The sequence below is a fragment of the Phaeobacter sp. NW0010-22 genome, assembly GCF_040365955.1.
Lineage (GTDB): Bacteria > Pseudomonadota > Alphaproteobacteria > Rhodobacterales > Rhodobacteraceae > OMPR01.
Genome location: NZ_BAABWT010000001.1, coordinates 425484 through 438708, shown reverse-complemented (window position 1 = coordinate 438708; position 13225 = coordinate 425484). Strand labels below are relative to the sequence as shown.

At 56.0% G+C, this 13225-nt stretch carries 11 protein-coding genes; 9 read left to right on the top strand and 2 right to left on the bottom strand.

The features are described 5' to 3' along the window. Window positions 1–184 precede the first annotated feature (184 nt). The 7 genes from pepN (at window position 185) to ABWV33_RS01880 (ending at window position 9863) form a co-directional block, all read left to right on the top strand. A complete protein-coding gene (gene pepN, locus ABWV33_RS01910; RefSeq protein ID WP_353328909.1) occupies window positions 185–2737 on the top strand; it encodes an aminopeptidase N in 2553 nt (850 codons plus the stop codon). A gap of 4 nt (window positions 2738–2741) precedes the next feature. After that, window positions 2742–3482: an SDR family oxidoreductase gene (locus tag ABWV33_RS01905; RefSeq protein ID WP_353328907.1), complete on the top strand. Its 741-nt coding sequence runs from the start codon at window positions 2742–2744 to the stop codon at window positions 3480–3482. After that, a complete protein-coding gene (locus ABWV33_RS01900) occupies window positions 3479–3910 on the top strand; it encodes a hypothetical protein (protein ID WP_353328905.1) in 432 nt (143 codons plus the stop codon). The genes ABWV33_RS01905 and ABWV33_RS01900 overlap by 4 nt, the downstream gene beginning before the upstream one ends. Window positions 3911–4175: 265 nt before the next feature. Next, window positions 4176–5318 carry a hypothetical protein gene (locus ABWV33_RS01895; RefSeq protein ID WP_147232891.1) on the top strand — a complete coding sequence of 381 codons (1143 nt, stop codon included), beginning with the start codon at window positions 4176–4178 and terminating at the stop codon, window positions 5316–5318. A 119-nt stretch (window positions 5319–5437) separates the two neighbouring features. Then, a complete protein-coding gene (gene gatB, locus ABWV33_RS01890; protein ID WP_353328903.1) occupies window positions 5438–6949 on the top strand; it encodes an Asp-tRNA(Asn)/Glu-tRNA(Gln) amidotransferase subunit GatB in 1512 nt (503 codons plus the stop codon). A gap of 304 nt (window positions 6950–7253) precedes the next feature. After that, complete coding sequence (locus ABWV33_RS01885; RefSeq protein WP_353328901.1) at window positions 7254–9218, top strand: alpha/beta hydrolase family protein; 1965 nt, start codon at window positions 7254–7256, stop codon at window positions 9216–9218. 132 nt (window positions 9219–9350) lie between these two features. Beyond that, entirely contained in the window at window positions 9351–9863 is a 513-nt protein-coding gene (locus tag ABWV33_RS01880) for a DUF4177 domain-containing protein (RefSeq protein WP_113824873.1), read from the top strand. On the opposite strand, the gene ABWV33_RS01875 is transcribed toward ABWV33_RS01880, so the two are convergent. Next, window positions 9860–10114: a BolA family protein gene (locus ABWV33_RS01875; RefSeq protein WP_353328899.1), complete on the bottom strand. Its 255-nt coding sequence runs from the start codon at window positions 10112–10114 to the stop codon at window positions 9860–9862. The genes ABWV33_RS01880 and ABWV33_RS01875 overlap by 4 nt on opposite strands. A 122-nt stretch (window positions 10115–10236) precedes the next feature. Here ABWV33_RS01875 and ABWV33_RS01870 point away from each other — a divergent pair, with 122 nt between their 5' ends. After that, window positions 10237–10860 carry a J domain-containing protein gene (locus ABWV33_RS01870; RefSeq protein ID WP_164620811.1) on the top strand — a complete coding sequence of 208 codons (624 nt, stop codon included), beginning with the start codon at window positions 10237–10239 and terminating at the stop codon, window positions 10858–10860. A gap of 280 nt (window positions 10861–11140) precedes the next feature. Here ABWV33_RS01870 and ABWV33_RS01865 read toward each other — a convergent pair whose 3' ends face one another. Next, a complete protein-coding gene (locus tag ABWV33_RS01865; protein WP_353328897.1) occupies window positions 11141–12052 on the bottom strand; it encodes a hydrogen peroxide-inducible genes activator in 912 nt (303 codons plus the stop codon). Between the two features lie 97 nt (window positions 12053–12149). On the opposite strand from ABWV33_RS01865, the gene ABWV33_RS01860 reads away from it, so the two are divergent. Next, window positions 12150–13115, top strand: a complete 966-nt coding sequence (locus ABWV33_RS01860; RefSeq protein ID WP_502930891.1) for a sodium-dependent bicarbonate transport family permease — start codon at window positions 12150–12152, stop codon at window positions 13113–13115. Window positions 13116–13225 lie beyond the last annotated feature (110 nt).

The following is a 13225-nucleotide window of genomic DNA, read 5'->3' as shown; positions in this document are numbered from 1 at the left end:
GAAGTTGAATAGAACAAAAGTTTCCGATAGGCAACTTTTTGGTAAAACGAATTTACCAATTTCACAAATGACTGTTTCAAGAAAATCTGGGTAATGCGCACTGGCCCGCGCCCTGCACGTGCTTGCAGGCCCTGCACTGGTCCCCTAACGTCCCCGCAACACTCCATCAGTTTCAGAGGCCCCCATGCGCGACGCTGCCCCCACCACGATCTACCTCAAGGATTACACCCCATTCGGTTATGTCGTGGACAGCGTCCATCTGACATTTGACCTAGAACCGCATTCAACACGCGTCACATCCCAGATTGCTTTCACACCAAACCCCGAGGCCACCGATCGGTCGTTTTTCCTACATGGCGAACAGCTCAAGCTCATCAGCGCCAAGATTGACGGGATTGCCATATCCCCAACAGTGACGGAACAGGGATTAAGCTGTGATGTCCCCAACGCGCCCTTCACGTGGGAAACCGTGGTTGAAATTGACCCGGCCAACAACACCGCACTCGAGGGGCTGTACATGTCGAACGGCATGTACTGCACCCAGTGCGAGGCCGAAGGGTTCCGCAAGATCACCTTTTACCCCGACCGCCCTGATGTGATGTCCGTCTTTACCGTGCGCATCAATGGCCCCCATCCCGTTTTGCTATCGAACGGGAACCCCGTGGATGCCGGCCCGCACTGGGCTGAATGGCACGATCCGTGGCCCAAACCCGCCTATCTTTTTGCACTGGTCGCGGGCGAACTGCTGGCCCATTCCAGCACCTTCACAACCGTGTCGGGCAAACATGTCGATCTCAATCTCTATGTCCGCCCCGGCGACGAAGGGAAATGCGCCTTTGGCATGGAAGCGCTGAAAAAATCGATGATCTGGGATGAACAGGTCTATGGCCGAGAATACGATCTGGACGTGTTCAACATCGTCGCAGTAGACGATTTCAACATGGGTGCGATGGAGAACAAGGGTCTGAACGTCTTTAACTCATCCTGTGTTCTTGCATCCCCCGAAACATCCACGGATGACAATTTCGAGCGGATCGAAGCCATCATCGCCCACGAGTATTTCCATAATTGGACCGGCAATCGCATCACCTGCCGGGACTGGTTTCAACTGTGTTTGAAGGAAGGGCTGACAGTTTTCCGTGACAGTCAATTCACCTCTGACCTCCGTTCAGCCCCGGTCAAGCGTATCCGGGATGTGATTGACCTGCGTGGACGCCAGTTTGCCGAAGACAATGGCCCGCTCTCACACCCCGTGCGTCCTGAAAGCTTTCAGGAGATCAATAACTTTTACACTGCCACGGTTTATGAAAAAGGCGCCGAGGTTATCGGCATGCTCAAACGGTTGGTGGGCGATGCGGCTTACGCCGAAGCCGTAGATCTGTATTTTGCCCGCCATGACGGTCAGGCCTGTACGATCGAGGACTGGCTCAAGGTCTTTGAAGACACCACAGGCCGCGATCTGACGCAATTCAAACGCTGGTACAGCCAAGCTGGCACCCCCCGCGTGAATGTGACCGAAGACTGGACCGATGGCACATATACTTTGACCTTTACCCAGAGCACACCAGCCACCCCCGGCCAGCCACACAAGGACCCGCGGGTCATCCCAATTGCCGTGGGCTTGCTTGGCTCAAACGGTGACGAAGTCCGCAAAACCGAAATGCTGGAACTGACCGAAGCAAGTCAGAGCTTTTCCTTTGACGGATTATCCAGCCGACCCACGCCCTCCATTCTGCGCGAGTTCTCGGCCCCGGTGATCCTGGAGCGTGACAGCACAAACGCAGAGCGCGCGTTCCTATTGGCACATGATACCGATCCCTTTAATCGCTGGGAGGCGGGCAACGCCTTAGCCAAAGACGCACGGCTGAACATGATCACCAAGGGGGCCGCACCCGACGCGGATTACCTGGATGCTTTGCAAAAATTGGTGCGCGATGACGATCTAGATCCCGGTTTCCGCGCGTTGGTCTTACAGCCACCAAGCGCTTCAGACCTTGCGCAGACCCTTTTTGAAAACGAACACGCCCCCGACCCGCAAGCGATCTATGATGCGTCAGAAACTATGGCTCAAACGCTGGCCCAAACCTTGGCCGACAGTCTGCCCCGGCTTTATGCGGCAACCACTGTCGAGGGCCCCTATCAGCCAGATGCGGTTGGGGCGAGCAATCGCATGCTAAACTTCCGCATGTTGGCTCTGTTGTCCCGCTTGGACGGTGGCGATCAAGCCGCCCAACAATTCGCCAGCGCCGATAACATGACCCTGCAATATGCTGCGCTTGTCTGCTTGCTTTCTATTGATAAAGGCGCCGAGCAAAATCAGGCGTTCTTTGACCAATGGAAAGACGACCGTTTGGTCATGGATAAATGGTTTGCCGCGCAGGTCGCCTTTGCAACGCCTGAAAAGACGGCCGCAATCGCAGCCACGCTGACCCAGCACCCGCTGTTTGATATGAAGAACCCGAACCGGTTCCGTGCTGTCATGGGCGCCCTAGCGATGAACCATGCAGGTTTCCATCACATCAGTGGTGACGCCTATTCCCTTTTGGCCGACTGGCTGATCAAACTCGACCCCCTGAATCCCCAAACAACGGCTCGCATGTGTTCCGCCTTCCAAACTTGGAAACGGTATGACGCGGATCGTCAGGCTCTGATCAAGATACAGTTGGATCGGATCGCAGCGACACCTGACCTGTCACGCGACACAACTGAAATGATCACTCGCATCCGGGAGGCATGAGAGCATGCGTAAAACCCTCCTTGTGACGGGGGCCAGCGCGGGTATCGGCGCGGCCACAGCCCGACTGGCTGCTGAGAACGGCTATGACATCGCCCTGAACTACCTGAGTGATCATGACGGCGCCAAAGCGACGGCCCAAGCCGCCAAAGACGCCGGGGCGCAGGTTGTGCTGTGTCAGGGTGATGTTGCGTCTCCTGAAGGGATTGCTCAAATCTTTGCCCGAATTGATGCGCATTTCCCCAGACTTGATGCGTTGGTGAACAATGCCGGTATTGTGGATGTTGCAGTGCCGGTGACAGATTTCACGCATGAACGTTTGCGGCGAATGTTCGATATCAACGTAATTGGGGCAATGCTGGTCGCCAAAGAAACAGTGCGGCGTATGTTGGCCCACGGCCAAGGGGGGGCAGTCGTCAATATATCCTCTGTCGCAGCGCGGCTTGGTTCTGCCAATCAATATGTCGATTATGCCGCCAGCAAAGCCGCGATAGATGCGTTTACCAAAGGTCTAGCAGACGAAGTCGCAACCCAGAACATTCGGGTGAATGCAGTGCGTCCCGGCCTGATCAAAACCGAAATCCACGCCAAGGGCGGCCAACCGGGACGCGCAGAGCGTCTGGCTCCAAACGTCCCGATGCAACGCACTGGAACCCCAATTGAGGTAGCCGAGGCTGTGCTCTACCTACTGTCAGATCAGGCATCTTATGTTACCGGCACGACTTTGGATGTCTCGGGCGGCAGATGAGCGACTCGTTTCATTTCACTCGCCACAATCGCAATCCCAGAACGGTCACAATCCTGATCTGCATCTATGCGGCGTTGATCGGAGCCGTGATCCTGATTGATGCAGCGTGGTGGTTGATGGCGGTACTGGGCCTGTTCACGCTGCCCGCCCTGTGGGACCTTTACGCTGACACAAGCGCCGGGCTGTCCATAACAGAACACAAGCTAGAGTGGTTTACCGGCAAGCGGTCGGCAGATCTCGACCTCGATAAAATTGATCACATGCGGTTTGACACTCGCATGGATATGTCTGTGCGGGTGACTGCGGTTCTAAACTCCGGAGAGAAAGTGCGCCTGCCTTACGAGGCCCTGCCCCCCCACCGCAGACTAGAGACAGAATTTCAGAACCGGGACCTGCGTGTCACCCGGCATCATTTCGCTCTTTTTTAGCCCATTGTTCACCATTCAGGCGTTTGGCCCGAGGTTTCCACAAAAGGTGCAGCGAAACACCTCAACAGGGCCATGATTGTGCCTCAAATCGCCATCACATTCAGCAGTGTATTAATTGTTCCGCTGACTTGGATTTGTGATGTTAAACCGCTCTCGCCTGACACTTCGAAACCTGCCAATTTTGACCTCTTTTTTGCCAAAGCGGTTTCGCACGTCTGCTGTCCCAGCGCTCCCGCGCCCAACGTTTCTGCGTCCAGAAGAACACTTGAGTGTTCCCATCATGGATCACACGCAAGAAGAAGCAGCCTGTGCAGATGCCCGGAACCGGGGCCAGTTTTTGGCCCGCCAAGACCGGTGGAAGGACCTCTCAGCAGAGCTGCGTGCTGCCGACAAAGCGCGCGCAACAACTCCCAACGGCATGCCCATCGCTGAATTGCTAAGCTTTGGGGCGAGATTGGATGTTGTCAGCGCAATGGAACACGCCCTTTCGGACTGTGTCTCGACTGAAACTGGCCCAATGGCCGATGGTATCTTAGGGTTCGAAGAAATCCTGAACGAATATCGCCATGATCCAGCCATTGCGCTGGTCATGGCCCAAACCCATATCGACGTGGCTTGGGCATGGCGTGGCACAGGCTGGGACACAATTGTGCCGCAGCTGAACCGACAACGCTGTGCAGCTCATTTTGACCGAGCCAAGCAGATTTTGGAACCGTTCTGCGGAATTGAACTTGATAGCCCCGCTTTAGCCGCCACCCGATGTGCGCTTTTGGCTGGACGCCGCAATCCTAAGGCCCGCGTTGCTGACGATTACGAAGACCTTATCGATCTGGCCCCGCACAACCACCGTCATATGCGCGCCTTGGGCAACCACCTGTTGCCCCGCTGGTTCGGCTCCTATGCAGAGTTGGAGTTGGAGGCCCGCCGGACCGCCGCCCGTACCCAAGATATCTGGGGGGCCGGTGGCTACACCTGGGTATGTTTTGATGCGATTGCGACCGACGAAGAAGCCTGTGCACGTGTTGACGTTGATTTCTTTATCGATGGGCTACGTGATATCCTGCAAGCCCGGCCACAGCAGGAGATGGTCAATTTGCTAGCCTCTTATTGTGCGGTTGCCTTGCGAAATGGGCAAGGTCTGCACGAAGAAGCCGATCTGGCGCGTGGCCAGATTTGTGATGCTGCAGACTGGTTGATCCGGGATCACCTGACTGAGGTTCATCCGCTGATTTGGGCGCACGCAACAGACGGGTTTGACAATAACGCCCCGGTCACATCAATCAGCAGGTTTGCTGCGCGTGGTCGCGCAGATGCGCTTCATGCAATTTCCAACCTGTTTCGAGACGAAATAAGTCGGGGGCAGCGGATAACTTTCACCGCACAAGGCCCGCAGATGGACCCAATTTAACCTCTATCGGGCCAACTATGCCGCTTAAGATCGCCCGACTCTGGGCGCATTGCCCTCTTGCCCCCTCTGCCGACCTCGCCTAGAACCCGAAGCGATATCCTGAGGACAAGAGGCGACCCATGCTGGACCTGACCTACGAAACGCCAAAAATCAAAACCATTGCCGGAGCCAAGCACGATTGGGAACTGGTGATCGGTATGGAAGTGCACGCGCAGGTCAGCTCGAATGCGAAACTGTTTTCCGGGGCGTCCACGAAATTTGGTGCTGAGCCGAATTCCAATGTGGCGTTTGTGGATGCAGCGATGCCCGGCATGCTGCCGGTGATCAACGAATACTGCGTTGAGCAAGCGGTTCGTACGGGTCTGGGTCTGAAGGCTGAAATCAACCTGAATTCCGCCTTTGACCGCAAGAACTATTTTTACCCAGATTTGCCGCAAGGCTATCAAATATCACAACTTTATCATCCCATCGTAGGCGAAGGCGAAGTGTTGGTTGAGATGGGCGATGGCACCGCGCGTCTGGTGGGTGTGGAGCGTATTCACATGGAACAGGACGCTGGTAAGTCGATTCACGACATGGATCCGAACATGTCTTTCGTGGACCTGAACCGGACCGGTGTGTGCTTGATGGAGATCGTCTCGCGTCCGGATATCCGTGGTCCTGAAGAAGCGGCGGCCTATATTGCGAAGATCCGTCAGATCCTGCGCTACCTTGGGACCTGCGATGGCAACATGCAGAACGGCAACTTGCGTGCGGACGTGAACGTGTCGATCTGTCGTCCGGGTCAGTACGAGAAGTATCAGGAAGCAAACGATTTTTCCCATCTGGGAACCCGTTGCGAGATCAAGAACATGAACTCGATGCGGTTCATTCAGCAAGCGATCGACGTCGAAGCGCGTCGTCAGATTGCGATTGTTGAAGGCGGTGGAACTGTGGATCAGGAGACCCGCCTGTACGATCCTGACAAGGGTGAAACGCGGTCAATGCGATCCAAGGAAGAAGCGCACGATTACCGCTATTTTCCTGATCCTGATCTGCTGCCTCTGGAGATTGAACAGGCGTGGGTTGATGATATTGCAGCGAATTTGCCCGAGCTTCCAGACGCCAAAAAAGCGCGCTTTATCAACGACTTCAAGCTGAGCGATTATGACGCTTCGGTGCTGACCGCTGACGTGGAATCTGCGGATTATTTCGAAGCTGTGGCCAAAGGGCGCGACGGGAAACTGGCGGCGAACTGGGTTATCAACGAGCTGTTTGGCCGTCTGAAAAAAGAGGATCATGATATCACCGACAGCCCGGTTTCCCCGGCGCAGTTGGGTGGCATTATTGAGCTGATTTCGGCGGATACAATCTCGGGCAAAATCGGCAAGGATCTGTTTGAAATCGTCTATACCGAAGGCGGCGATCCTGCTGATATCGTTGAGAAACGTGGCATGAAGCAGGTCACGGACACCGGCGCGATTGAGGCGGCTCTGGATGAGATCATCGCGGCCAATCCGGCGCAGGTCGAAAAAGCCAAAGAGAACCCAAAACTGGCGGGTTGGTTCGTCGGTCAGGTGATGAAAGCCACCGGTGGCAAGGCCAATCCAAAGGCCGTCAACCAGCTGGTTGCGCAGAAACTGGCGCAGTAAATCGTAGGAAATGTGGGCCGTTTCGTACGAAATGGCCCGCTCTCCGCACGTCAAAAACACCCCAAAAATTGCTATTTGTAGGATTACCCCCTGATTTCGTACGAAATCAGTTTCCAAAAGGTTGCGTACGTTGCTGTGAGGCACTGATTTTGGGTCTTGGCGCCAAAATCGTGCACTCCCCCCCCGAAACACGCCACTGAAAAGATCCGTCAAACCAGATCTATCTTACCGAGCCTTCTTGCGAACAATTCTCGCTATAGTAGAGTTTCCCAACGTGTTTGGTTTTTTTATTTGAAGGTTTGCAGTGTTTAAAAATTTACTAATCGGTCTTTCGGCGGTTGCCACGGTTGCTGCAGGTACCGGCCTGTATCTGACCCGTGATACGGCCCCCACTCACCCCGTTTTGAAAGCCAGCGCTCTACCGCCGCTGATCCCGACGCGGGCGTTTTACGCAGATCCGCGCTCGGCCTTTGGGTACGTCGCATCAAGCGATGGGTCGTTGGTGGCGTTTCAGCAGGCCAGCATTTTCGGGCGCAGCATCACCGTGCAAGAGGTTGCCACGAAAAAGACCATCGCTGAGTTCCCGGGTGATCTGTCGGGATATCGCTGGCACCCAACCAAACATTTGTTGCGGTTCATCCACAAAGGCAACGAATGGGAGGCCGACCCAAAATCGCCAGAGCCTGAGAACTGGACCCGCACCAGCCCTATATCGCTGTCGGGGTGGTGGATAAAACAGGGCTACCCAACAGACGACACGCTGCCGGCCCTGGTTTTGGGGAAACGGAACAACCGCGAACACCCGCATTTGTGGCATGTCTCGCAGGATGGGGTCACAGCCGAAATCATCACGAAGGGAACCTCAAAAACACAAAGCTGGCTCTTAGATGAAAATGACACCCCACTTTTGCGCATAGACAGCTTGGATACGGCCACCCTCCGGTTGGTGCGATCCACGGAGAATGGTTGGGAAAAGCTGATCGACATCCATATCAATGACACTTTCCAACCGGTGTCCAACGTGCGGGCGGATGGGACGGTTCTGGTTCGATCCTCGCGCGGGCGAGACAAAGTGGCGCTGGTGTCGTTTGACACAAAAACGGCAGAAGAAACTGTGCTGATCGAAAACCCGGATGAGGATGTTGGGGGAACCACCGCGCTGACCTATGCTCGGGAGCCTGACTTCATTCGAATGGGCACCAATACCCATGAGAAAGTTGCGCTGACCGAGCGCGGACAGGTGTTTTTGGATATTCTGGCTGAATTTCCGCAGCCTGTTTCATTGGGTGCGACAGCAACGACCGCTTCGGGGCGATACGTCACCCAAGCGATATCGCCGCAAAGCAAATCCTTTGTCTATCTGCTGATTGATCTGCAGGAAAAGAGGTATGAAGTGCTGGGCGAATATCACTTTCGCCGGTTCAAGGATCATTTGGTTCAGCCAGAGGTGGTGACGTTCACAGCACGCGATGGGTTGGAGATTCCGGCCGTTTTGACCATGCCCAAGGATGTGGCTGGCCCGATCCCGTTTATCGTTTTCATTCATGGGGGCCCTGCCGGTCAGGTTGGACCTGACTATGGGCATGGCACCCAGTTTCTGGTGAACCGGGGGTATGGTGTTTTGTCGGTCAACTTTCGCGGCTCAATCGGATTTGGCAAGGAATTTCAAGCCAAAGGGTATCGAGAATTCGGGCGCGCGATGCAGGATGATATTGCTGACGCGGCCCTATGGCTGGTGGATCAGGGGATGGCCGATACAGATGCCTTGGTCGCCATGGGCATGAGTTACGGCGGTTATTCTGCCGCGCTGGCAATGACCCGCGACCCCGGTCTGTTTGATGCGGCGATTGTTGAGTTCCCAATGTTGGATGCAGAGTTTCAAACCAAACATCACCCCGGGTTCTGGAACAACTCTCTGGAGACCTGGACACGGTATTTCGGGGATATTGATGTGCCCGAGGATGTAGACAAGATGCAGAGGTTTTCGCCATCAGATCGTATTGCGCGGCTCCACGGGCCAATATTGGTTTTGGGCGGTCAGAAAGATCAGATCACTGCGATTCAACAAGTGCGGAATTTCGAAACCGACGCACATATGGCGGGCAAGGATGTGCAGGTGCATTATTTCCCCAATGCAGGGCATGGCGTGCGCCATTGGCGGGACAAACTGCGCCAGGCCCGGCTGCGCGAAGATTTTCTGGCCAAGACCGTTGGCGGGCGATCAGGTGGCTATGAATTTGTTGAAGACGCGCCCGATTTCATCGACTGATGCCTCAGCCGCGCTGTGATGTTGCGATTTGGGGGCATACCGGCGCTCAGGTGGGGCGTTGGGGTGGTGAAACCTTGACGCCTCGTGCACATCCGCTACACCTGCCCATCACAGTGCGTTCGGAGGGCGATAATGCCGCGTTATGAATACAAAGTCTTACCGGCCCCGCCCAAGGGGACCAAAGCCAAGGGTATCAAAACCCCCGAAGGACGGTTTGCTTTGTCCATCGAACAACTGCTCAATCAGATGGGCGCGTCAGGCTGGGAATATCAGCGGGCTGAATTGTTGCCGAGCGATGAACGCTCTGGTCTGACCGGCACAACGGTGAATTGGCGCAATGTCTTGGTGTTTCGTCGGACGCTTGATTCGGTTTCTGTGCCGATAGATGAAGTGCAGGACGACGCGACCCCACAGGAAGATGACGAACCGGCGCCCGCGCCTGAGCCCCCCCTCGCCCCGATTTCACAGCCTGTCGAAGATCCGCCGCTGACCAGTGAGCAAAGCAAAGACGCGGTTGAGGCGATGCAAGAGGACGAAAGCGAGACCACGCCAGTTCTGAGCGCCGCGCTGAAAACCCGTGCCGAACAGGTGAGCCCCAAGCCGCCCGTGATCGAGAAAGACGGCGAAGAGTCCGACCGGTCCTAGGTGTCTAAATCCAGCGCAAGGGCATGAATGCGGGGCACAATATCGCCCAGCGCCTTGTGAACGGCACGGTGGCGTTGCACGCGGGATTGGCCCTCAAAGGCGTGTGAGCGAATGCGCACGTTGAAATGTGTTTCGCCCCCTTCGCGGTGGCCGGCGTGTCCGCGGTGGCTTTCGCTGTCGTCTACGACGTCCAATTCACGGGGATCAAACGCAGCCTGCAGTTTTGCGCGCATTTCGTCGGTTATGCTCATAGGGGGTGCCTTCATTTTTTCGCCGACGAAGAAATATATTCGCCGTGCCCTCTTCTATCTTCTGCCACATAGATTAGACTGTCTCCTCCGAGTCGAGAAGTAGTATCCATAAGGTGCCTGTTATGACGAAATCTGATCCCTTTGGGTTTGATATGTCCGTCTCCACTGCCAAGAAAAAGAACCCTAGGGGTCGTCGTGGCATGTCGGGAGCGTCTGAAACATCACAGCGCGTGTGCGAACACGAGGGCTGCGAAGAGCCGGGCAAGTTCCGTGCGCCCAAAGCGCCGGACGTTCTGGATGAATTCAAGTGGTTTTGCCAGCAGCACGTGCGCGAATATAACCTCAAGTGGAATTTCTTTGATGGAACCACCGAGGCCGAGCTGAACGCACAGCAGTCCAAGGACAAGGTCTGGGAGCGCAAGACCCGCCCGATTGGCGATCCTGAAGCGCGCGCATGGGAACGGTTGGGCATCGAAGACCCGCATCAGGTTCTGGGTGCCAACGCGACGCGCAACCCCGGTAAAGGTGGTGGTGGTGGCAAACGTCTGCCGCCCACCGAGCGCCGTGCGGTCGAGATTTTGGAAGGTAAGGATCACTGGACCAAAGCCGAGATGCGCAAGGCGTATAAGAAGCTGATCAAAGTGCTGCACCCGGACATGAACGGTGGGGATCGCAGTCAGGAAGAACAGCTGCAAGAGGTGGTCTGGGCTTGGGATCAGATTAAAGAAAGCCGCAACTTTAAGTGACGGTCTGCTCAGGTTTGAATTTTGAACGGGATGCTTCGATGAGGCGTCCCGTTTTGCGTTGTATTGTGGTTACCTAAGAACATCGCAGCATATTTCTGGCAGTGCGTGCGTTCATCCAGATCCAAGCCCCCATCTGATGCAGCCCCCCATTGGCAGCATGGGCCGGTGTCGTGAAGGGGACAGTCTAGAACAGGTGTTCGTGTTTGGATGACACCCTAACGAAAGTGCCCCTGCCGGCGCATCCTTATTCAGCGATCACCACGTCGGTTGCAGCCCTCGTTCAGGTCACGTTCACTTCCAGTTCGAGCGCTTCGGCGGCGCGGCACAGGATTGTTGCCAGCGCAGCGGAAAAATGTTCGGCACTGTCGTTTGGAACGAGGAGGCTGATCGTTCGATCCGCACCCGGCATGGTAAGTGGCATGACACGGACTTCGGTGCGGTGGATGCCCTGTCGTCGCGCAAAGAGGTCGGGGAGAATTCCGATACCTGCGCCGGTCGCCGCCATCAGCACGATGGAGTCGAGGCTTGTGCCCTCGTAATCGTCCGAGACCGTGGCCCCGCTCGTTCCGGCAATGCCGTAGACAATACGCGCCAGCCTGTGGCCCGTGTCGAGCGTCAGCAGCCTTTGCCCGGCAAGGTCTTTTGCCGCGACTTGCGCGCGCCCCGCCAGCGGATGGTCCTGCGCGATCGCGACCCAGAGCGGTTCAACAAACAGCTGATGCTGGAATGTGTTTGGGTGATCTTCGGGTGTCGAGATGATCGCATCGAAACGCCCGTTCCTAATCCCCTCGTCGAGGCTTAGTGTGTTTTCCTCACGCACAATGACGCGCAGGTTCGGCTCGGATTCATGCAGGGCCTTCATCGCTTGCGGCAGGAGATATGGCCCGATTGACGGCAGCACGCCCAACCGCAGTCTGCCCCCAAAAGGCAGGTCTGAGAGCATTGTACCCCGCAATGCTTCGACCTCGGACAGGATGCGACGGGCGCGGGTGACAAATTCCAGGCCGCGTGCCGTCGTGCGCGCACCGGCCCGGCCACGTTCAAAAAGCCGCACCCTCAGATCGGTTTCCACCGCAGCCACCTGGTTCGAAAGACTGGGTTGGCTGACGTGCAGCGTTTCAGCTGCAAGACCGAAGCTGCCCAACTGATGGATCGTAACGATGTATTCCATCTGACGTAGTGTCGGGCGCATTCATAGCCTCATGCTATCTTTGGTGTCATTCTTTTGTATTTAAACTATTGAATAATTTCGGGCAACAGGCATCAAACCTGTTCCGGAGACACAAATCATGCAGATATTTGAAAGCCTTGTGGGCAACCTGATGGTGCCGACAATTTTGTTCTTTGTCCTTGGCCTTTTGGCTGCGGTCGTGCGCAGTGATCTTTCGATTCCGGAAGGTGCCGCGAAGTTCATGTCGCTCTATCTGTTGCTGGCGATAGGGTTCAAGGGTGGGCACAGTCTGGCGGAAAATGGGTTGAGCGCAGAGGTCTTTACCGCCCTTGGTGCAGGGCTGGTGCTGTCCTTTTTGATCCCGTTTATCGCCTACGCCCTGCTGCGCGGTATGACCCAGTTGAATGCGCTGAACGCGGCCGCGGTGGCGGGGCATTACGGCTCCATCTCCATCGTGACCTTTGTCGCGGCCTCCAGCCTTCTGGACCTGACTGGCATTGCTTCGGATGGCTACATGGTCGCTGTGGCCGCAACGATGGAGGTTCCGGCGATCCTTTCTGCGTTATGGATCGCAAATCGCTTTGGACGGGAGGACTCGACAGGAAGCGTGCCAGTCCGAGAGCTGTTCGCCAATGGCTCTATCGTGCTTTTAACCGGCGCTTTCGTTATCGGCGTCCTGACGCAGGACAAAGGCATGGAGATGATCGCCCCCTTCGTCGTGACCCCGTTTACCGGCATCCTCTGCCTGTTTCTGCTGGATATGGGCCTGTCGGCGGGGCGCAGCCTGTTGCGCAACCGGCATCTATTGACCGCAGGGCTGTTTGCCTTTGGCATCATGATGCCAATCATTGGCGCGGTGCTTGCGTTGGTGGTGGGTACAGTGATCGGGTTGCAGACCGGCAGCTTATTTCTGCTGATGGTTCTGGCGGCCTCGGCGTCTTACATTGCAGTGCCGGCAGCGATGAAAATCGCGCTGCCACAGGCTGAGTCAGGCATTTACCTGACGCTCTCTCTGGGCGTGACCTTTCCGTTCAACATTACCGTTGGTCTGCCTCTTTATCTCTGGCTTGCGGGAATGGTCTGAAACCTCGGAGGGGCCTGTGGTCCCTCTGCCTGTTGTCATCCCGCGTCACGAACGCGCGGTGAGACGCCGATGCAGTATTTGTCATGTCAGAAAGGGCACCTGATTAAGGT

Bases quoted from the DNA above. Each gene is read 5' to 3' on its own strand.
- ABWV33_RS01860 (WP_502930891.1), top strand. From the start codon at position 12,150: ATGCAGATATTTGAAAGCCTTGTGGGCAACCTGATGGTGCCGACAATT.
- ABWV33_RS01875 (WP_353328899.1), bottom strand. From the start codon at position 10,114: ATGAGCATAACCGACGAAATGCGCGCAAAACTGCAGGCTGCGTTTGAT.
- gatB (WP_353328903.1), top strand. From the start codon at position 5,438: ATGCTGGACCTGACCTACGAAACGCCAAAAATCAAAACCATTGCCGGA.
- pepN (WP_353328909.1), top strand. From the start codon at position 185: ATGCGCGACGCTGCCCCCACCACGATCTACCTCAAGGATTACACCCCA.
- ABWV33_RS01870 (WP_164620811.1), top strand. From the start codon at position 10,237: ATGACGAAATCTGATCCCTTTGGGTTTGATATGTCCGTCTCCACTGCC.
- ABWV33_RS01905 (WP_353328907.1), top strand. From the start codon at position 2,742: ATGCGTAAAACCCTCCTTGTGACGGGGGCCAGCGCGGGTATCGGCGCG.
- ABWV33_RS01865 (WP_353328897.1), bottom strand. From the start codon at position 12,052: ATGCGCCCGACACTACGTCAGATGGAATACATCGTTACGATCCATCAG.
- ABWV33_RS01900 (WP_353328905.1), top strand. From the start codon at position 3,479: ATGAGCGACTCGTTTCATTTCACTCGCCACAATCGCAATCCCAGAACG.
- ABWV33_RS01880 (WP_113824873.1), top strand. From the start codon at position 9,351: ATGCCGCGTTATGAATACAAAGTCTTACCGGCCCCGCCCAAGGGGACC.